Genomic DNA, 20,212 nt, shown 5'->3' on the forward strand with positions numbered 1-20,212 from the left:
CGACGCCGGCGGCACAGCCGGCGCGCAACCACTGGAGACAAGCATGAACCGATACCTCGCCCCCCTGCTGCTGGCGGCCGCCGCAATCGCTCCCTCGGCGCCCGCGCTGGCCGCGGACGCCTATCCCGCGGCCCGTCCCGTGACGCTGATCGTGCCCTTCCCGCCCGGCGGCCCGACCGACGCCCTGGCGCGCAGGCTGGCCGACAAGCTCCGGCAGCCGCTTAACCAGAATGTCATTGTCGAGAACCGCGCCGGCGCGGGCGGCAACATCGGTTCGGAATACGTGGCAACGGCCAAGCCGGACGGCTACACCCTGTTGTTCGGCACCTCCGGTCCGCTGGCGATCAATGTCAGCCTGTACAAAAAGCAGGGCTACAACCCTGAAACCAGCTTTGCCCCCATCATCCGCATCGGCCACCTGCCCAACATCCTGGTGGTGAACCCTTCGGTCCCGGCCAACAACGCGCAGCAACTCATCGCCTACGCCAAGAAAAACCCGGACAAGCTCAGCTATGCCTCGTCGGGCAATGGCGCCTCGTCGCACCTGGCCGGCATTCTCTTCAACAACATGGCCGGCACGCAGATCATGCACATCCCCTATAAGGGCACGGGTCCGGCGCTCAACGACCTGCTCGGCGGGCAGGTGTCGATGTCGTTCACCGACATCCTTACCGCGCTGCCGTACATCAAGGCGGGCAAGCTGCGCGCCATCGGCCTGGCCAGCGCCCAGCGCTCGGACGCTCTGCCTGACCTGCCCACGCTCTCCGAACAAGGCCTCAAGGGCTACGACGTCAGTGTGTTCTTCGGCATCGTGGCCCCCAAGGGCACGCCTGCCGACGTCGTCGACACTCTGAACCGCGCGTTCAAGACCGCATTGTCCGATCCCGAGGTCGCGCAGACGTTGCGTAGCCAAGGCATCGTCGAAGCCCAGGACCAGACCCCGCAGGGCTTGTCCACTTTCATCTCGGCCGAAGTGCCGAAATGGCGCGACGTCATCAATAGCGCCCACGTTTCCATCGACTGAACGGACCCCACATGGCTGCAACCCTGCCCAACGCTGGCGCCCTCGCCGGCTGCAAAGTGATAGACCTGTCGCGCGTGCTGGGCGGCCCGTACTGCACGCAGATCCTGGCCGACCATGGCGCCGACGTGCTGAAGATCGAGCCGCCCGGTGGCGACGAAACGCGGGGCTGGGGCCCGCCCTTCCTGGGCGACACCGCGTCCTACTTCATCGGCGTGAACCGCAACAAGGACGGCATGACGCTGGACCTGTCGCAACCCGCCGGCCAGGAACTGCTGCGCCATCTGCTGGCGGATGCCGACGTGCTGGTGGAGAACTTCAAGCCAGGCACGCTGGAAAAATGGGGCCTGGGGTATGACACCCTCAGCCGCGACTTCCCCGCGCTGATCCATTGCCGGGTCAGCGGCTTCGGCTCGGACGGCCCGCTGGGCGGCTTGCCGGGCTACGACGCCTGCGCCCAGGCCATGTGCGGCCTGATGAGCGTAAACGGCGAAGCGGACGGCGAAGCCACCCGCGTCGGCTTGCCGGTAGTGGACATGGTGACGGGCCTGAACGCGGCGGTCGCCATTTTGCTGGCGCTGAATGAGCGCGTCCGCAGCGGGCTGGGGCAATTCCTGGACATCACGCTCTACGACTGCGCCTTGTCGCTACTGCATCCCCACGCGCCCAATTATTTCTATAGCGGCAAGGTGCCTGGGCGCAGCGGCAACGCGCACCCGAACATCGCTCCCTACGAAACGCTGCCCACTGCCAACGGCCCGATCTTCCTCGCGGTCGGCAACAATCGCCAGTTCACGCTACTGGCGCAGGTCCTGGACACGCCAGGATTGGCGGAGGACGCGCGCTACGCCACCAACGCGGATCGCCTGCGCAATCGCCAGGCTCTGCGCGACGACCTGTCGGCGCTGCTGGCGGGGCATGACGCCGCCGTGCTGGCCGACCATCTGCTGCGTTGTGGCGTGCCGGCCGCCGCCGTGCAGACCGTGGACCAGGCGCTGGCGCATCCACATACCCGCCATCGCGGCATGGTGCTGGAACAAGGGGACTACCGCGGCGTCGGCTCGCCGATCAAGCTCTCGCGCACGCCAGCAACGCTGCGCAAGCTGCCCCCGGCGCTACGGCCCACCGGCACGGCCGAATAAGCCTGCGCGGCCTCAGCCTCCCTGGGCGGCCCCTTCGCGGCGCGGATCGGCGCCCCCCTGCAGTCCGTCAGCCCCGATCACGATGCCGTGGATGCCGCTCGGGAATTCGGTGATGCGCACCGGATGCCCCATGCGCTCCAGTGCTGGCGCCAGCGCTTCCAGTGGAGTGCCCTTCTCTAGCTCGGTTTCCTTGTTGCGGCTGCCCATATTGGGCAGATCGATGGCCTGCTGAATATCCAGGCCCCAATCGAGCACACCCACAATGGTCTTGGCCACGTAGTTGATGATGGCGCTGCCGCCCGGCGATCCCACCAGCAAATAGGGCTTGCCATCGCGCAGCACGATCATCGGCGCCATCGAACTACGCGGACGCTTGCCTGGCTCGATGCGGTTGGCGACGAGACGGCCTTCGGGATCCTTGTAGGACGACGCGAAATCCGTCATTTCGTTGTTCAAAAGAAAGCCGCGCACGAAGATCTTGCTGCCGAATTCATTTTCGATGGTGGTCGTCATGCTCAAGGCATTGCCCTGCGCGTCCACCGCCACCAGATGACTGGTCGAAGGCAGCGCCAGCGAGTCGTCCTTGCCCAGCGACAGGAGCTTGCCTTCCGGATCCCCGGGGAGCGCCACCTTCATGCTCCGGTCCGGTTGAATCAAGGCGCCGCGGGCGCGCAGGTAAGCCGGATCCAGCATGGCGCGCACCGGCACCCGCACGAAGTCCGGATCCGCAACATAGAAGTCGCGGTCCGCGAACGCCAGCCGGCCAGCCTCGGAGAAGTAATGCACCGCCTCCAGGCTGCCCGGCGCATAACGCGCGAGGGGGAACTGTTCCAACTCGCCCAGCATTTGCAGCACCGCAATCGGGCCGCTGCTGGGGGGCCCCATGCCGCACAACTGGTAGCCACGATAAGCGCCACAGACGGGATCGCGCGTCTTGGCGCGATAGCCGGCCATGTCGTCCAAGCTGAGGTCTCCCGGCACGGCATGGCCGCGCACCGCGGCGACGATGTCCCGGGCGATGTCGCCTTGGTAGAACGCGTCCGCGCCGTGTTCCGCGACCGCGCGCAGCGTGCGCGCGAATTCGGGGTTCTTCAGCATGTGGCCCACCGGCCAGGGCGTGCCGTCCGGCGCGTAGAAATAGGCCGCAGCCGCGCCTTGCGCGCGCAGCTCTTTGTTGCCGGCCAAAAGCTTGTGCAGGCGCGGCGACACGGCGAATCCCTGCTCGGCCAGCCGAATGGCGGGCTGGAACAGATCGGCCCAAGGCAGCACGCCCTGTTCTTTATGTGCCAGCTCCAGCCCGCGCAACAGGCCTGGCGCCCCCACAGCCAGCCCGCTATTGACGGCGCGGGCGAAAGGAACCGGCTTGCCATCCTGATCCAGGAAGCGTTGCGGCTGGGCCGCGGCCGGCGCGGTCTCGCGGCTGTCGTAGGTTTGGATGCGGCCGCTCTTGGCGGAATACACCACCATGAAAGCGCCGCCGCCGATGCCGGACGATTGCGGCTCCACCAGGTTGAGCACAAGCTGGGTGGCGATGGCGGCGTCCACCGCGCTGCCGCCGCGGCGCAGCATTTCGTCGCCGGCCTGCGTCGCCAGCGGGTTGGCCGACGCCACCATGAAATGCGGCGCGCGCACCAATTTGCGCGTCTGCGTGCCGCTGGCGGCCTCTGGATTCAGGTCTTCCGCGGCCTGTGGCGTGCGCGCCCATGCGGCAGGTATTGCGGCGAGCAAGGCGGCGAGCATGAGGGCAGCGGCGTGACGGGGTGCGCGCATGGGAAGCTCCAGTGTGCGCCGGCTTTCCGGCAGGGGTTCATGATAGTCAAGGCGGCGGAGGCTGTCGCGCCGTCAGCCGCAATAGCCGCGGCCCTCCCAGCCTCGTGACCTGCATACGGCTTAGAATCGCGGTTTCCGCCTACGTCCCTCATCGTGCCATGCGTTTGCGCCATATCGAGATTTTCGAAGCGATCCGCCGTACCGGATCCTTGACCGAGGCCGCGGCTGCGCTGCATATCTCGCAACCGGCAGCCAGCAAGCTGTTGGCACATGCCGAAACGCAGTTGGGCTTCAAGCTGTTCGAACGCGTAAAGGGCCGGCTCGTTGCCACTCGCGAGGCCGAGATCCTCACCCCCGAGGTCGCGCGCCTGAACCAGGATCTCAACAGTGTGCGCCGGCTGGCCGCGAGCCTGCGCGATCATCCGAACGGCCATTTGCGGCTGGGCTGCGCGCCCGCGCTGGGGCTGGGGCTCTTACCCGGCGTCGTGCGCGATAGCCGCGAGGCGCAGCCCGGCATTACCTTCGATATCCACACCCATCACAGCACCGAGCTGGTGCAGGGGCTGCTGACGCGCGAACTGGACCTGGCCATTACCTTCGACACCAACGACTACCCGGGGCTCACGCGCATGGGCCTGGGCCATACCGAGCTCGTGCACCTGAGCCGCAAGCCCGGCGCGGGCCCTCTGCCGCTGGCGGAACTGACGGCCATGGCGGGCGATACGCTGATCGTGCTGGACGCGGCCGACGCCTCGGGCGCCTTGCTGCAGATGGCGCTGGACGCGCAGGGCCTGGATCCCCAGGTCGCCATCCAGGTGCAGACGCACTACGTGGCCTGTGCGCTGGTCGACGCTGGCTGCGGCGACGCCATCGTGGATGCAATCACCGCCCAGGCGATGCTGCGCCCCGGCATGAACCTGCGCCGCCTGGAACCGGCGCTACGCGTGCCGATCAGCATCATGGTGCGCAACCAGGATCCCTTGTCGGCGCTGCACCGCGACTTCATCGAACGCTTGCGCGCGGCCTGCGAAGCCTTGCAAGCCGGGCTGGACGCCACGGTCTGACGCCGTATCGACGGAAAACACGACGGGCGCCCGAAGGCGCCCGTCATCGCTTGCAGAGCCGGGCAGGCTATGCCTGCCCATGCCGCATCAGTCCAGCTTGATGTTCTGCTTTTTCACGACGTCCTTCGCCCAGTCATACTGCTCTTTGATTTCCTTGGCGAATTCTTCCGGGGTATTGCCCGACGGAGCCGAGCCCTGATCATCCAGCGCCTTGATGACCTTGGGGTCCTTCAGGGCCACGACGGCAGCGTCGCGCAGCTTGTTCACGACTTCCATCGGCGTGCCCTTGGGGGCCAGCAGGCCGTACCAGACAGGCTGGTTCAGCACCGGGAAGCCGGCGTCCTTGAAGGTCGGCACGTCCTTGATGGCTTCAATGCGGTCCGGCCACGCGATGGCCATGGCACGCAGCTTGCCCGCCTGGATCTGCGGCATCGACGACGGCAGGTTGTCGAACAGGATTTCGATCTGGCCGCCGACGGCGTCAGCCACGGCCGGGCCCGATCCCTTGTACGGCACGTGCACGATGTCCGTGCCCGTGGCCATCTTGAAGGATTCGCCCATCAGGTGCAGCACGCCGCAAGTGCCCGAACTGCCATAGGAGTACTTGCCCGGGTTCTTCTTCAGCTCTTCCAGGAAGCCCTTGAAGTCCTTGGCGGGGAACTTCGGGTTCACGGCCACGACGTTGGCGGTGTTGGCGAAATTGGTGACCGGCTGGAAGTCCTTGATCGGATCGTAGGGCAGGTCATTGGGGCGGCAGGCGGGGTTCACGGCCATCGTGGACACGGTGGCGATAGACAGCGTGTAGCCGTCAGCGTCGGCGCGCGCGGCTTCGGATGCGCCGATGGCGCCGCCAGCGCCGCCCTTGTTTTCCACAACCATGGGCTGGCCCAGTTCCTGGCTCATGCGCTGCGTCACCAGGCGCGCAATGATGTCGGTCGAGCCGCCAGGCGCGAACGGAACGATCACGCGGATCGGCTTGCTCGGGTACTTGTCGGCAGCGTGAGCGGCGGAGGCGCCGAGGGTGCCGGCAGCGCCGGTGGCCAGGGCGAGGGCCACGGCCAAGGAGCGGACTTTATTCATAGGTGTGTTTCCTCCAATATGCGAGCCCGTGTGTGTACGGACCGTTGTGTGATGCGCCTGCCTGTAGACAGGTCCGCAATGAACGGCGGAGGGCGCATGGTCTGTGCGCAGGGTGAGCACTTTTTATAGGTTGCTTGTGGCACACGCGCCCGCCAGAATGACGGAGAATAGCAGCAAATGCTTACAGACGCATAGCGCAGCGATCCCCGTCTGACGCGCATCAAATACGTACTTGCACATGTCGGTTGCCCTTCTGGTTTTCCCTGATTTCATGCTGGTTGCGCTGGGCTGGGCGCTGCGTCACAAACTGAATTTCTCCCGCGAATTCTTCGCCGGCACCGAGAGGCTGGTCTACTTCGTCCTGTTCCCCGCGCTGCTGTTCCAGTCCATCCTGCGCACCCCCATCACGGCCGGCAACGCCGCCATGCTGCTGCAGGCGTCCGCAGCCCTCATCGCGGCTGGCGTGGCGCTTTCATGGCTGGCGGGCCTGGCGCTGCGGCCCTCCCCCGTCAGCCTGGCCTCGTCCGCGCAATGCGGCTACCGTTTCAATACCTACATAGGCCTCGCCCTCTCGGCCAGCCTGGGCGGCGCCCAGGGCCAGACCATCATGGCGCTGATCGTCGGCTTTGCCGTGCCCATGGCGAACATTGCCGCGGTCTACGGCCTGGCCCGCCATAGCGGCGGCAGCCTGCTGCGCGAGCTGGCCCGCAATCCGCTGGTCGTATCCACGCTGGCAGGGCTGGCCTGCAACCTGGCCGGCGTGCAACTGCCCGGCCCGCTGGACACGGTGCTGGCCCGGCTGGGTGCGGCGGCCCTCGCGCTGGGCATCATCTGCGTGGGCGCCAGCCTCTCCTGGGAGGGTGGCAAGGGACATGGCCCCCTGATCGCGTGGATGCTTGCCGTCAAGCTGGCGGCGCTGCCCGCCGTGGCATTGCTGGTCGCCCGCCTCCTGGCGCTGCCGCCCCTGGAGTCGCGGATGCTGCTGCTGTTCGCGGCCCTGCCCACCGCGTCCGCCGCCTATGTGCTGGCTATGCGCATGGGCGGCGACGGCCGCATGGTGGCCGTACTGATATCGCTGGGCACGCTGTTTTCAGCGCTGACGATTCCCTTGTGGCTGATGCTCACCGCCGGCTGACGCAGCTTCCGCCTCATACGAAAAAAGACCGCCGCAGCGGTCTTTTTCATGCGCGAGGCAGTCTTTATGAAGACTTGTGCGCGTTGGTCATGGAGGCCGGCACCACCCATTCGGCAAACTGCGCCTCGGTCACGTAACCCAGCGCCAGCGCCGATTCCTTCAGCGACAGGCCTTCCTTGTGCGCCTTCTTGGCGATCTGCGCGGCCTTGTCGTAGCCGATATGCGGATTCAACGCCGTCACCAGCATCAGCGAGCGGTCGACCAGCTCGGCAATGCGCTCGCGATTGGGCTCGATGCCTGCGGCGCAGTGCTCGTTGAAGCTAGCCATGCCGTCGGTCAAGAGGCGCACCGATTGCAGGAAGTTGTGGATCACGAGCGGCTTGAACACGTTCAGTTCGAAGTTGCCGCTGGCGCCGCCGATATTGATGGCCACGTCGTTGCCCAGCACCTGCGCGGCCAGCATCGTGATGGCTTCGCATTGCGTTGGATTGACCTTGCCCGGCATGATCGAACTGCCCGGCTCGTTTTCGGGGATGCTGATCTCGCCCAGGCCCGAACGCGGACCGCTGGACAGCCAGCGCACGTCGTTGGCGATCTTCATCAGTCCGGCCGCCAGCGACTTCAGCGCCCCGTGCGCGAACAGCAGCGCTTCGTGCGAGGCCAGGCCCTGGAACTTGTTGGGCGCCGACACGAAGGCGGTGCCCGTCGCGTGCGCCAATTCGGCCGAAACCTTGGCGCTGAACTGCGGGTGCGCATTCAGGCCGGTGCCCACCGCGGTGCCGCCGATGGCCAATTGATGCAGGCCCGGCAAGGTGGCGCGGATCTGCTGTTCGGCCAGGTCCAGCTGGGCCACATAGCCCGATAGTTCCTGGCCCAGCGTCAGGGGCGTGGCGTCCTGCAGGTGGGTGCGGCCGATCTTGACGATGTCGTAGAACTCGGCGCTCTTGGCCGCCAGCGTGGCGCGCAAGGCTTTCAACGAAGGCAGCAGATGGTGTTCGACCTGAACCGCGGCCGCCACGTGCATGGCGGTCGGGAATGTGTCGTTGGACGATTGGCCGCGGTTGACGTGATCGTTCGGGTGGACCTTGCGCTCTTCGCCACGCACGCCGCCCAGCAGTTCCGAAGCGCGGTTGGCCAGCACCTCGTTCATGTTCATGTTGCTTTGCGTGCCGGAGCCGGTCTGCCAGACCGACAGCGGGAACTCGTTGGGCCATTTGCCGGCGATCACTTCATCGGCTGCGCGAATGATGCCGTCGGCGATCTTCGGGTCCAGCTCGCCCAGATCGGCATTGACCTTGGCGGCCGCGCGCTTGAGCCGCGCCATCGCGTCGACCAGCGGAACCGGCATCTTCTCGGTCGAAATCGCGAAAAAATGCAGCGAACGCTGAGTCTGGGCGCCCCAGAGGTGATCTTCCGGGACTTCGATGGGACCAAACGTGTCTTTTTCAATGCGGGTCTTCATGGCGCGTGCTACTCCGTGGCGACGTCGGTTGCGGCTGGCGGCATTGCGCCAGCCACGAGAAAGTTGAGAATGAAAATCAGTTCTAGGTTAGCAGAAACCCGCATTCCTATAATTGCGCAAACATCCGTGCTCCCTCCATCGTTTTTACCACTCGCCCCGCGCCATGTCCGCCCCTCTTTGCAGCCTGACCTTGCACCTGCCCGACGAAGCCGCCACGGAATCGCTGGCAAGGCAACTCGCCCCCCTGGTTTCCGGCGGCCAGGCCGGTCCGGCGGGGGGACATATCCATCTGCAGGGAGACCTGGGCGCGGGCAAAACGGCGTTCACGCGGGCCCTGTTGCGGGAAAGCGGCATCACGGGACGGATCAAAAGTCCTAGCTACGCGCTGCTTGAATCCTATAAAGTTTCTAACTTATACTTCTATCACCTTGATTTTTATAGATTTAGTGATACGCGAGAATGGTTGGACGCAGGATTCCGGGATTTACTGCGTGACGACGCAGTCGTTTTGATCGAATGGCCGGAGCGGGCCGGGGGTCTTTTGCCCCCTCCCGACCTGCTGATTTCCCTAGCCTATGCAGGCGACGGACGCGACGCCACCCTGACCGCGTACACCGCTCGAGGACAAACATGGTTGAACGCGATTGTCCCCCCGCCCCAGTCGGCGCCCTCCCCTCGGCAGGCGCCACCCGGCGTCGCCTGATCAGCGTCGCCGCCACCCTGCTCGTCCTGCCGGTCCTGCCGCGCCTGGCGCAGGCAGCGACGATCCTGGCCGTGCGTACCTGGCCGGCCGATGAATACACCCGCGTCACGTTGGAGCTGGACAGCGAACTCAAGGCCGAACAGTTCACGCTTGAAAACCCCCATCGCCTGGTGGTGGACATTGAGGGACTGACCATCAGCGCGGCCCTGAACGACCTGGTTTCCAAGGTCCGCCCCGACGACCCCTATATCCAGAGCCTGCGGGTGGCGCAGAACCGCCCGAACGTGGTCCGCCTGGTGTTCGACCTTAAGCAACCGGTGGCGCCGCAGGTCTTCACGCTCAAGCCCGTGGCCGACTACCAGTACCGCCTGGTGCTGGACCTGTATCCCAAGATCGCCCAGGATCCGCTGGTCGCCATCCTGAACAAGCAGAGCGGGCCCGACGTGGACGATCCGCTGGCGCGCATCCTGGAAGACATCCAGCGCAACCCGGTCACCCGCGCCGACCCGCCCGAGCCGCCCCGCGTGCGCGGCCAGCAGCCGGCGCCTCCCCTGCCCACCGCGCCCAAAGCCTCCCCGCCCCCCACTGCCAGCCGAGGCAAGCAGCGCATGCTCACCATTGCGCTGGATCCCGGTCATGGCGGCGAGGACCCGGGCGCCATCGGCAGCAGCGGCCTGCGCGAAAAAGACGTAGTGCTGCGCATTGCCCGGCGCCTCAAGGCGCTGATCGACAGCCAGCCCTACATGCGCGCCTACCTCACGCGCGACGACGACTACTTCGTGCCCCTGCACGTACGCGTGCAGAAGGCCCGTCGCGTGCACGCGGACCTGTTCATCTCGATCCACGCGGACGCCTGGGTCAAGCCGTCGGCCAATGGCTCGTCGGTGTTCGCGTTGTCGCAACGCGGCGCCACCAGCGCGCAGGCTCGCTGGATGGCGGACAAGGAAAACGCGGCCGACCTTATCGGCGGCGTCAACCTCGGTAGCCACGACCGCCAGGTGGCAAAGGTGCTGCTGGACCTGTCCACCACCGCGCAGATCAATGATTCGCTCAAGGTCGGCAGCGCCTTCCTGGACGAAATCAAGAAGATCAACCGCCTGCACAAGAACAGCGTCGAACAGGCCGGCTTTGCCGTCCTGAAAGCGCCGGACATTCCCTCCGTGCTGGTCGAAACCGCCTTCATCAGCAATCCGCAGGAAGAAGCCCTGCTGCGTAGCGCCGCGCACCAGGACAAGCTTGCGCAGGCCATGATGACGGGCATCCAGCGCTACTTCACCGCCAATCCGCCGCTGGCCCGGCTGGGCGACGTAAGCTGACGCCAATCGCCACCCCGCATGAAAAAAGGGCGTTGCGCTTCACGGCGCAACGCCCTTTTTGAATGGCCTGGAGCTTGTGCGGCGACACGCGCCGCCTCCGGTCTTACGCGCCGCGCCTGGCCTTGATCAGCTTGAACAGGCCGGCCCCGACCACCGGTACGATGGCGGCTGCCAGGCCCAGCAGCACTATCGTATTCAGGTGCTCACGCACCAGAGGGATGTTGCCGAAGAAGTAGCCCGCGGCCACCAGGCTCACCACCCACAGCAGCGCCCCCAGGATGTTGAACAGCTGGAAGCGGGACAACGGCATGTCGGCCACGCCCGCGACAAAAGGCGCAAAGGTACGCACCACCGGGATGAAGCGCGACATCACGATGGTCTTGCCGCCGTGCTTCTCGTAGAACGCGTGCGTGCGCATCAAGGCGCCGCGATCCAGGAAGCGCAGGTTCATCGAAAACACGCGCGGCCCGATATAGCGTCCGACGGCGTAGTTCACCGTGTTGCCGGTGATCGCCGCGACAATCAGCAGCCCCGCCATCAGGAAGGGGTCGATGTGCCCGGTGGCCCCGAACGCGCCCGCGATGAACAGCAGCGAATCGCCCGGCAAGAAGGGCAGCACGACCAGCCCCGTTTCCGCGAAAACAATCAGGAACAGCACCAGATACACCCACACGCCATACTGTTCGACCCAGACACCCAGTGTCTGATCGATGTGGAGCACCATATTGAAGAATTCGAGCATTGAAGCGACCCTGCCGTCGAAATGGGATATTTGTCCGCGACTATAGCCCACCCGCCCATGACGCTAAAATCATCCGCATAGCCATACCTGACCGCCAGCCACATGACCGAACGCCGCTCCATTCTTGCGCTTCCCGACCTGCTGATCAGCCAGATCGCCGCCGGCGAGGTGATCGAGCGGCCGGCATCAGTGCTCAAGGAAATCCTTGAAAACGCCATCGACGCGGGCGGGCGCGCGATCGAGGTGCGCCTGGAGGGCGGCGGCATACGCCGCATCGCCGTGACCGATGACGGCGGCGGCATCCCGCCCGAGGAACTGCCGCTTGCGCTGGCGCGCCACGCCACCAGCAAGATCCGCTCCCTGAACGAACTGGAATCGGTGGCGTCCATGGGGTTCCGCGGCGAAGCCCTGGCGTCCATCGCGTCCGTGGCCCAGGTCACGATCATTTCCCGCACCCGCGACGGCGAGCACGCCTGGCAGATCGATGCGGGCAGCATGCAGGTCAGCCCCGCGTCGGGTCCTCCGGGAACCACGGTGGACGTGCGCCAACTGTTCGATGCCGTGCCGGCCCGCCGCAAGTTCCTGCGCTCCGAAGCCACCGAGTTCGGCCATTGCGTCGACGCCATGGAGCGCATCGCGCTGGCGCATCCGCAGATCGCCTTCCGCCTGTTTCACCACGACCGCGCGCAGCGCCAATGGCTGCCTGCCGACCCCCCGCAGCGCATCCGCGACGTGCTCGGCGCGGAGTTCGCCGAGCATGGCCTGCTGCTGTCGCACTCGGTTGGCACGGTCAGCCTGGCCGGCATGATCACGCGCCCCACCGCCGCCCGCGCCCGCGCTGACCGCCAGTATCTCTACGTGAACGGCCGCTATGTGCGCGATCGCACCGTCAGCCACGCCCTGCGCGCCGCCTACGCGGATGTGCTGCACGGCGACCGCCAGCCCGCTTACGTACTGTTCCTGGACATCGACCCGGCCGCCGTGGACGTGAACGTCCACCCGGCCAAACACGAGGTCCGCTTCCGCGACAGCGGCGCCGTGCACCGTTTCGTCTCTCATGCGGTCAGCCAGACGCTGGCGCAGACCGGCGGCGCATCCGCGGTGTCCGCCGCAACGCAGGACGATGAGGCGGACGACGCCGGCTTTGAAACCGTGGCCCGGCCAGCCGCCACCGCCGAGGCCGCCCCGCAAGCCGCCCCCTACGCCCCTGCCGGCAGCCCTCGGGCCCTGGCGGACACGCCCAGGCCCGCCGCCTACAGCGGCGGCGGCAGTTCGTCGTCCTACGGCTTGCGTCCCTCGCCCGCGCCACAGCGTCCGCACACGCAGGTGCCCTTCCGGCTTCACGCCGAACCGGCAGGCATCCCGGCCGCGGACTGGCAGTCGCTCTACCGCCCGCTCGATGACGACACGGCCGCCAAGACGACGCCGCTGCGTGAGCCCGCTCCGACGCCGGCCATGGCCCTGCCTGCCGACGAGGAACATCCGCTGGGCATGGCGCTGGCACAGTTGCATGGGATCTACATCCTCGCGCAGACACGCCGCGGCATCGTGCTTGTGGACATGCACGCCGCGCATGAACGAGTCGTCTACGAACAACTCAAGCAGGCCCTGGACGCGCGCAGCCTGCCGCGTCAGGACCTGCTGGTGCCCGTGGTGTTCCACGCCCAGGAAAAGGACGTGGCGCTGGTCGAGGAGTTCGAAGATCAGTTGAACGAACTCGGCTTCGAAATGCGGCCGTCCGGGCCCACCTCGATCGCCGTGCGCTCCGTGCCGGCCATCCTGGCCCGCGGCGACATCGAAACGCTGGCCCGCGCCGTGCTGCGCGACCTTGGCGCGGTGGGCGTTTCGCGCCTGCTGACCGAACAACGCAATGAACTGCTGTCCACCATGGCCTGCCACGGATCGGTGCGCGCCAACCGCAAGCTCACCATCGAAGAGATGAACGGCCTGCTGCGCCAGATGGAAGCCACCGAACGCGCCGACCAGTGCAACCACGGCCGTCCCACCTGGATCCAATGGTCGGTGTCCGACCTGGACAAGCTTTTCCTGCGCGGACAGTAAGCTTGGCTCCGTCCTCCTCCCCCAATGCAACGCCGCTGGTCATCTGTCTGGCCGGCCCCACCGCGGCCGGCAAGAGCGCATCGACCCTCGCGCTGGCCGAACGCTGGCCGCTGGAAATCGTCAACGTCGATTCGGCCACGATCTACCGCGGCATGGACATCGGCACGGCCAAGCCCTCGCCCGAGGAGCAGGCTCTGGTGCCGCAGCACCTGCTGGATATCCTGGACCCCATCCAGTCGTACTCCGCCGCTGAATTCGTGGCCGATGCGCTGCGCCTGATCGACGAAATCCGCGCGCGCGGGCGCATTCCGCTGCTGGCGGGCGGCACCATGATGTACTACAAGGCGCTGCGCGACGGCCTGGATGATCTGCCGCAGGCCGACCCGGCGCTACGCGCCGAGCTGGAAGCGCGCGCCGCCATCCAGGGTTGGCCCGCCCTGCATGCCGAACTCGCCTTGAAGGATCCTGCCACCGCTGCGCGCCTCGCGCCCAACGACAGCCAGCGCATCCAGCGCGCGCTGGAGATCTGCATGCTGTCCGGCCAACCCATGTCCGCCCTGCTGCAGCGCGGCCAGCGCCCCCGGGACGACCAGGGTAATCAGTACCTCACGATCAGCCTGGAACCGTCCGACCGCGCCGCCTTGCATGCCCGGATCGAGCAGCGCTTCGACGCGATGCTGGAGCGGGGCCTGCTCGATGAAGTGCGGACCTTGCGCGCCCGGGGCGACCTGCACACCGGCCTGCCCTCCGTGCGTTGCGTGGGCTACCGGCAGATGTGGGCATACCTGGACGGCGAAGTCGACCTGGCCACCGCCCGCGAACAGGGCATTGCGGCGACGCGCCAGCTGGCCAAGCGCCAGATCACCTGGCTGCGTGCGCAACCCGAGCGCGTCATTGTGGACTGCCTGGCGGCGGACGCCGTGGCGCAGACCATCGACGCGATGGCCAACGCGCTGGCGGGGCGCGCCTGAACAACCGCAGCCAGATTGCGGTGCCAAAGGCCGGACGTTAAAAGCCAGACAAAAAAACCGCCACGAGGGCGGTTTGTTTACTGCCGAGGACGGACCGCGCTTACACCACGAAGGTCTGCGCCATGCCTTCCTTCTGCTCGACGATTTCGCCCAGCATGCTGACGGTTTCGCCTTGTTCGCGCAGCGTGGCCGCAATGGCTTGCGCCTGCGCCGGATCCACCACCAGCACCATGCCGATACCGCAGTTGAACACGCGGTACATCTCGGTGTCTTCCACCTGGCCTTGCTGCTGCAGCCACTGGAACAGCTTGGGCATCTCCCAGTTGGCGCGGTGCAACTTGGCCGAAAGGCCAGGCTGAAGGATGCGCGGCACGTTGTCCAGCAGGCCGCCACCCGTGATGTGCGCCAGGCCCTTGATGCTGGTGCCATGCTTGGCCAATGCGGCCAGCACCTGCTTCACGTAGATGCGGGTCGGCGCCATGACCACATCGACCAGCGGCTGGCCGTGGAAATCGTCGTCCGGCTTGGCGTTGGCGCGCTCGAGGATTTTGCGCAGCAGCGAATAGCCATTGGAGTGCGCGCCGCTGGAAGCCAGGCCCAGCACCACGTCGCCCGTCTTGATCGACTGACCGGTGATGATGGCGGACTTCTCCACCGCGCCCACGGCGAAACCGGCCAGGTCGTATTCGCCGTCCGGATACATACCCGGCATTTCGGCGGTTTCGCCGCCGATCAGCGCGCAGCCCGACAGCTCGCAGCCCTTGGCGATACCGCCCACCACCGCCGCCGCCGTATCCACCGAGAGCTTGCCGCAGCCGAAATAGTCCAGGAAGAACAGCGGTTCCGCGCCTTGCACCAGGATGTCGTTGACGCTCATGGCGACCAGATCGATACCCACGGTGTCATGGCGGTTCCAGTCGAAGGCCAGGCGCAGCTTGGTGCCCACGCCGTCGGTGCCCGAGACCAGCACGGGCTCCTTGTACGACTTCGGCACTTCGAACAGGCCGCCAAAGCCGCCGATACCGGCCAGCACCCCGGGACGCATGGTGCGCGCCGCAAGCGGTTTGATACGGTCCACCAGGGCGTCGCCTGCGTCGATGTCGACACCGGCATCGCGGTAGGTCATAGGGGCGGTAGGTTGATTCGTCATGAGAAATGCCGTGGGATATGTAACAATTGCTGGGATTTTGGTGGAACGCCCTGCATTTTACGATGTTGCGGGCCCAAGCAGGGATCGCCCCCGCTGGCGGGCCGCCAAAACGGCCCGGCGGGGACGGCTCCGGCCCGTCCCGCCGAGGGCCGGAACGCGACACCCGGGCCCCAGGTGGTTTAAAGTGTAGGGTTGGCCGGTATTGATTTTGGCGAGTCTGGCGGTTCAATCCGGGGATCCCGCCAAAAGCGGGCATCAAACCTCGAGGATTCAACCCCCCCGAGGGTTCATCCCCCCGAGGGTTCAAACCCGCTGGAACCCCAGCCCGGCCATACCCGCCCTGATTTTGCTGTATTGATCCGTAGTTGTTGACCTGTACTGCCCGCCTCGTTTCGGCACTCCGTAAGCTCCCATGAACCGCCAGCTGCTGCTCGACGTTCTCCCCGCGCCAGCGCCATCGCTGAACAACTATATCGCCGGCCCCAACGGGGAAGCGCTGGCGGCGGTGCGCGCGCTGCTGCCGGGCCGCGCCCTGTATATCTGGGGCGCCGCGGGCTGCGGCCGCACCCATTTGCTGCGCGCGCTGACTGCCCGCTCCGACGCCGTCTACATCGACGCCGCCAATGGCGAGAACATGCTGCGCCGCCTGGCCGAAGCCGACTCCAAGTCGCCGATGCCCAAGTTCGTGGCGGTCGACGACGTGCACCGCATGAATGACAGCCGCCAGGCCGCCCTGTTTGCGCTCTACAACCGCTGGCGCGAATCCGCCGCCACCGGCCGCGCCTTTGCGCTGGCGCTAGCAGGAGACCGCGCCCCGCTGTCGATGCCGCTGCGCGAGGACCTGCGCACGCGGCTGGGCTGGGACCTGGTGTTCCGCCTGGACCCGCTGTCGGACGCCGACAAGCTGGCGGCCCTGTCTGCCCAGGCGGCCGAGCGCGGCATGCACCTGGCGCCGGAAATCATCAACTGGATGCTCACGCACCACGAGCGCGACATCCGCAAGCTGGCGGCGCTGATCGACGCGCTGGACCGTTATTCCCTGGCCACCGGCCGTCCCATCACCCTGCCTTTGCTGCGGGCCATGCTCGCAGACCCTGATTCACAACGCACATGACCTCCCGACGTCTCGCCCTGTTCGACCTGGATCACACCCTGTTGCCGCTGGATAGCGACTATCAATGGGCCGACTATCTGGCACGCACGGGCCGCGCGGGGGATCCTGCCGAAGCCCGCCGCCAGAACGACGACCTGATGGATCGCTACAACCGCGGCGAGCTCACCGCGGAACAAGCCGCCGAATTCATGCTCGGCCTGCTGGCCGCGCACACGCCCTACGACCTGGCTGCCTGGCACGAAAACTTCATGGAAGAGGTGATCCGCCCCTCCATGACGCCCGCCGCGCGCGACCTGGTGCAATCCCACCTGGAAGCCGGCGACCTGTGCGCGGTGGTCACGGCCACCAACAGCTTTGTCACCGCCCCCATCGCACGCGCCTTCGGCGTGCCCCACCTTGTGGCGACCGACGCGGAATACCTGCGCGGACGCTATACCGGCCGTATCCTGGGCACGCCCAGTTTCAAGGAAGGCAAGGTGGTGCGTGTCAACGATTGGCTCGCCGGCATGGGATTGGGGCTTGCGGATTTTCCCGAATCGTTTTTCTATAGCGATTCGGTGAACGATGTGCCGCTGCTGGAGAAAGTGACCCGCCCGATCGCAGCCAACCCCAGCCCCACCCTGCGCGGTATCGCCCAGGAACGCGGCTGGCAAGTGATCGACTTGTTCGACCACATGGAAGATTCGAAGTCCTAAATGATCACTGAAACCATAAGAAAATTCGTCGGCCGACTGTTCGCGCCGGCAGTCCGGGGGCCGTTGCGCATCACGCGCGACAAACACGGCATCGACCGCCGCAATGTCTCGCGCCATGCGATCAAGGTCTGCGAAGTTCTGCGCCAGCATGGCTATGAGGCCTACATCGTGGGCGGCGCGGTGCGCGACCTGATCGTGGGGCTGGAGCCCAAGGACTTCGACGTGGCTACCAACGCCACGCCCGAACAGATCCGCCCGCTGTTCCGCCGCGCCCGCATCATCGGCCGCCGCTTCCAGCTGGTGCATGTGGTCTTCGGCCAGGAAATCATCGAAACCTCCACCTTCCGCGCTCCGGCCTCGGAAGACCAGGAAACCGACGAACACGGCCGCATCCTGCGCGACAACGTGTTCGGTTCGCACGAAGAAGACGCGGCCCGCCGCGACTTCACCATGAACGCGCTGTACTACGACCCGCACAACGAGGAAGTCATCGACTTCCACAATGGCGTGGCCGACCTGAAAAAGCGCCAGGTCCGCATCATCGGCGACCCCGTCAAGCGTTACCGCGAAGACCCGGTCCGCATGCTGCGCGCCGTGCGCTTTGCCGCCAAGCTCAACGGCACGATAGACCCGTCCACGCGCCAGCCCATCAGCACCATGGCCGAGCTCATCGAGAACGTGCCGGCTTCGCGCCTGTTCGATGAAATGCTCAAGCTGCTGACCTGCGGCCATGCCATGGACTGCCTGCGCCAGCTGCGCGCCGACGGCCTGCACAAAGGCCTGCTGCCCTTGCTGGACGTGGTGCTGGAACAGCCTGGCGGCGAACACTTCGTCGAGCTGGCGCTTGAACGCACCGACGCGCGCGTGCGCTCGGGCAAAACCATCAGCCCCAGCTTCCTGTTCGCCGCGTTGCTGTGGCAACAGGTGGAGGCGCGCTGGAAGCAATTGCGCGCCCAAGGCGAGCACACCATCCCCGCGCTGTCGCAGGCTGCCGATTCGGTATTGGACGAACAGACCGAAAAACTCGCTATCCAGCGCCGCTTCTCGTCGGACATGCGTGAAATCTGGTTCATGCAGCCGCGCTTCGAGCGCCGTATGGGCAAGACCATCTACCGCATGATCGAACAGCCGCGTTTCCGCGCCGCCTGCGACTTCCTGCAGCTGCGCGCCGCGGCCGGAGAATTCGACAGCGTGCTGGCGCAATGGTGGATGGACCTGGCCAACGCCGACGACGTCACCCGCGCCGAGATGATCGAGGAAGTCGCCCGCCAACCGCGCGATGCCGGAGATGCGCCTTCCGCCCCCCGCAAGCGCCGCCGTCCGCGCCGTTCGCCGTCCCGCAACACGCCCAGCGCCGGCTAACCATGCCTTCCACATTGGTCCGCGCCTACGTCGGCCTGGGCGCCAACCTGGGCGACGGCGCAGCCACCCTGCGCCAGGTACTGACCGAATTGCAGTCAACCGAGGGCATCACGGCGGTAACCGCCTCGCCCTTCTACCGCAGCGCGCCGGTGGAAGCCACTGGCCCGGACTTCGTCAACGCGGTGGCGGCACTGGACACGCAACTGGCCCCGCTGGCCCTGCTGGATGCGCTGCAGGCCCTGGAAAACCAGCATGGCCGCCAACGCCCCTACAAGAACGCGCCGCGTACGCTGGACCTGGACTTGCTGCTGTATGGCGACACCGAGCTGAACCACGAACGGCTGGTGCTGCCCCACCCCCGCCTGCACCTGCGCGCCTTCGTGCTGCTGCCCTTGCGCGACCTGGCGCCCGGACTGACGCTGCAAGGCGAACCGATCGATGACTGGATAGGCGCAATCCGCGACCAGCCCATCGAACGAATCTCCAGCAGCTAGGGCGGGCGCTTATTCCTTGGGCGCGAAGGCCATCATCGCGCGTTCCACGTCCTCGACCCGCGGCAGACCCGCTTCATTGCCCAGATGCTGGATCTTGTGGGCCGATGCCGCGCGCGCGAACGTGAAATGTTCCGCCCAGGGCAGGTCCGGACGATTTAGGTAGGACCAGACGTAGGCACCGTGGAACACGTCTCCGGCGCCGGAGGTATCGACGATGCAGGAAGCCGGCACGTCCAGCGAAGGAAGCACATCCACTTTTCCGGTTTCGTCGTACCAGAGCATGCCGCGCTCGCCCATGGTGACGGCGCCTATGCGGCACCCACGAGCCTTGAGCAGATCCAGCAGCCCTTGCGCAGAGAGCCCGAGCTGTTCGCACAGGCGCTCCGCGCAGACCGCCACGTCGATGTAGCGCAGCAGTTCGTCGGTGTTCTCGCGCAGCCCTCCTCCATCCAGCGAGGTCAGCACTCCGGCCTGCCTGCACGCCTGCGCGTAATGCATGGCGGCGTCGGGCTGATGGCCGTCCAGGTGCAAGGCGCGGTACGCGCCGATGTCCAGCCGCGGAAAATCATTCTGGTAGTCCACGTCGCGCGCGCGCACGATGGCGCGCTTGCCATGATTGGGCATGATGAAGGACAGGGACGAACGGCTCACCTTGCGCGCGTGCAGCGACACGCCATGCGCCGCCGCCATGTCGGTATACATGTGCCCCAGCCAGTCCGAAGCCAGCGAGCAGATCAGCTCAGGCGGCGTGCCCAGCCGCGCGCAGGCGAACGCGGCCGTCACTGCGTTGCCACCGAAGGACACGGCGTAGTCGCGGGCCACGCTTTTTTCGTCGCCCGTGGGCCATTCGTCCGCCAGCACGGTGACGTCGATGTAGGTGTGTCCGATGAAGAGCGCTTCGCCCATAGACCTGCCGCAGTGAAGTGATCG

Annotated in this window: 18 protein-coding genes; 12 read left to right on the plus strand and 6 right to left on the minus strand. The window is 66.3% G+C overall.

Going from position 1 to position 20,212, the window contains the following annotated elements; translation table 11 throughout:
- Window positions 1-43 precede the first annotated feature (43 nt).
- Both CEY08_RS04830 and CEY08_RS04835 read left to right on the plus strand, forming a co-directional pair.
- Window positions 44-1,024 carry a Bug family tripartite tricarboxylate transporter substrate binding protein gene (locus CEY08_RS04830; RefSeq protein ID WP_076816183.1) on the plus strand — a complete coding sequence of 327 codons (981 nt, stop codon included), beginning with the start codon at window positions 44-46 and terminating at the stop codon, window positions 1,022-1,024.
- Between the two features lie 11 nt (window positions 1,025-1,035).
- Window positions 1,036-2,163 (plus strand): CaiB/BaiF CoA transferase family protein, encoded by a 1,128-nt coding sequence (locus CEY08_RS04835; protein ID WP_063642244.1) that lies wholly within the window; start codon window positions 1,036-1,038, stop codon window positions 2,161-2,163.
- A 12-nt stretch (window positions 2,164-2,175) separates the two neighbouring features.
- Here CEY08_RS04835 and ggt read toward each other — a convergent pair whose 3' ends face one another.
- Window positions 2,176-3,933, minus strand: coding sequence for a gamma-glutamyltransferase (gene ggt, locus CEY08_RS04840; protein WP_076816185.1), 1,758 nt, complete (start codon window positions 3,931-3,933; stop codon window positions 2,176-2,178).
- A 158-nt stretch (window positions 3,934-4,091) separates the two neighbouring features.
- Between ggt and CEY08_RS04845 the strand changes: the two genes are divergently transcribed.
- Complete coding sequence (locus CEY08_RS04845) at window positions 4,092-4,997, plus strand: LysR family transcriptional regulator (protein ID WP_076816187.1); 906 nt, start codon at window positions 4,092-4,094, stop codon at window positions 4,995-4,997.
- Between the two features lie 87 nt (window positions 4,998-5,084).
- Here the strand turns inward: CEY08_RS04845 and CEY08_RS04850 are convergent, their stop codons facing one another.
- Window positions 5,085-6,077, minus strand: a complete 993-nt coding sequence (locus CEY08_RS04850; RefSeq protein WP_042796488.1) for a tripartite tricarboxylate transporter substrate binding protein BugE — start codon at window positions 6,075-6,077, stop codon at window positions 5,085-5,087.
- A gap of 238 nt (window positions 6,078-6,315) precedes the next feature.
- On the opposite strand from CEY08_RS04850, the gene CEY08_RS04855 reads away from it, so the two are divergent.
- Window positions 6,316-7,212 carry an AEC family transporter gene (locus CEY08_RS04855; protein WP_042796487.1) on the plus strand — a complete coding sequence of 299 codons (897 nt, stop codon included), beginning with the start codon at window positions 6,316-6,318 and terminating at the stop codon, window positions 7,210-7,212.
- Between the two features lie 64 nt (window positions 7,213-7,276).
- Here CEY08_RS04855 and fumC read toward each other — a convergent pair whose 3' ends face one another.
- Complete coding sequence (fumC, locus tag CEY08_RS04860) at window positions 7,277-8,674, minus strand: class II fumarate hydratase (protein ID WP_042796486.1); 1,398 nt, start codon at window positions 8,672-8,674, stop codon at window positions 7,277-7,279.
- A gap of 163 nt (window positions 8,675-8,837) precedes the next feature.
- Here fumC and tsaE point away from each other — a divergent pair, with 163 nt between their 5' ends.
- Window positions 8,838-9,377, plus strand: coding sequence for a tRNA (adenosine(37)-N6)-threonylcarbamoyltransferase complex ATPase subunit type 1 TsaE (tsaE, locus tag CEY08_RS04865; RefSeq protein ID WP_088607592.1), 540 nt, complete (start codon window positions 8,838-8,840; stop codon window positions 9,375-9,377).
- The gene (locus tag CEY08_RS04870) at window positions 9,305-10,693 is read left to right on the plus strand and encodes an N-acetylmuramoyl-L-alanine amidase (protein ID WP_063642247.1); all 1,389 of its coding nucleotides are present in this window, start codon (window positions 9,305-9,307) and stop codon (window positions 10,691-10,693) included. Before tsaE ends, CEY08_RS04870 begins: the two co-directional genes overlap by 73 nt.
- 103 nt (window positions 10,694-10,796) lie before the next feature.
- Here the strand turns inward: CEY08_RS04870 and CEY08_RS04875 are convergent, their stop codons facing one another.
- A complete protein-coding gene (locus CEY08_RS04875) occupies window positions 10,797-11,435 on the minus strand; it encodes a VTT domain-containing protein (protein ID WP_082884712.1) in 639 nt (212 codons plus the stop codon).
- A gap of 102 nt (window positions 11,436-11,537) precedes the next feature.
- Here CEY08_RS04875 and mutL point away from each other — a divergent pair, with 102 nt between their 5' ends.
- Together mutL and miaA are read left to right on the plus strand one after the other, a co-directional pair.
- Entirely contained in the window at window positions 11,538-13,496 is a 1,959-nt protein-coding gene (gene mutL / locus CEY08_RS04880) for a DNA mismatch repair endonuclease MutL (RefSeq protein ID WP_042796484.1), read from the plus strand.
- A 2-nt stretch (window positions 13,497-13,498) separates the two neighbouring features.
- On the plus strand, window positions 13,499-14,467 hold the full coding sequence (miaA, locus tag CEY08_RS04885; protein WP_076816190.1) for a tRNA (adenosine(37)-N6)-dimethylallyltransferase MiaA: 969 nt from the start codon (window positions 13,499-13,501) through the stop codon (window positions 14,465-14,467).
- A gap of 100 nt (window positions 14,468-14,567) precedes the next feature.
- Here the strand turns inward: miaA and purM are convergent, their stop codons facing one another.
- Window positions 14,568-15,617 (minus strand): phosphoribosylformylglycinamidine cyclo-ligase, encoded by a 1,050-nt coding sequence (gene purM / locus CEY08_RS04890; protein WP_042796482.1) that lies wholly within the window; start codon window positions 15,615-15,617, stop codon window positions 14,568-14,570.
- Between the two features lie 412 nt (window positions 15,618-16,029).
- On the opposite strand from purM, the gene hda reads away from it, so the two are divergent.
- Genes hda through CEY08_RS04910 form a run of 4 tightly spaced genes read left to right on the plus strand, consistent with a single transcriptional unit; the run spans window position 16,030 to window position 19,282 of the window.
- Window positions 16,030-16,731, plus strand: coding sequence for a DnaA regulatory inactivator Hda (hda, locus tag CEY08_RS04895; RefSeq protein WP_042796481.1), 702 nt, complete (start codon window positions 16,030-16,032; stop codon window positions 16,729-16,731).
- Window positions 16,728-17,426: an HAD family hydrolase gene (locus CEY08_RS04900; RefSeq protein WP_063642249.1), complete on the plus strand. Its 699-nt coding sequence runs from the start codon at window positions 16,728-16,730 to the stop codon at window positions 17,424-17,426. Before hda ends, CEY08_RS04900 begins: the two co-directional genes overlap by 4 nt.
- Complete coding sequence (gene pcnB / locus CEY08_RS04905; RefSeq protein WP_042796479.1) at window positions 17,427-18,788, plus strand: polynucleotide adenylyltransferase PcnB; 1,362 nt, start codon at window positions 17,427-17,429, stop codon at window positions 18,786-18,788. It begins immediately after the preceding gene.
- Between the two features lie 2 nt (window positions 18,789-18,790).
- Window positions 18,791-19,282, plus strand: coding sequence for a 2-amino-4-hydroxy-6-hydroxymethyldihydropteridine diphosphokinase (locus tag CEY08_RS04910; protein WP_076816192.1), 492 nt, complete (start codon window positions 18,791-18,793; stop codon window positions 19,280-19,282).
- Window positions 19,283-19,291: 9 nt separating this feature from the next.
- On the opposite strand, the gene CEY08_RS04915 is transcribed toward CEY08_RS04910, so the two are convergent.
- Window positions 19,292-20,188, minus strand: coding sequence for a sugar kinase (locus tag CEY08_RS04915; protein ID WP_076816194.1), 897 nt, complete (start codon window positions 20,186-20,188; stop codon window positions 19,292-19,294).
- Window positions 20,189-20,212 lie beyond the last annotated feature (24 nt).

The sequence above is a fragment of the Achromobacter insolitus genome (assembly GCF_002209555.1).
Taxonomy (GTDB): domain Bacteria; phylum Pseudomonadota; class Gammaproteobacteria; order Burkholderiales; family Burkholderiaceae_B; genus Achromobacter; species Achromobacter insolitus.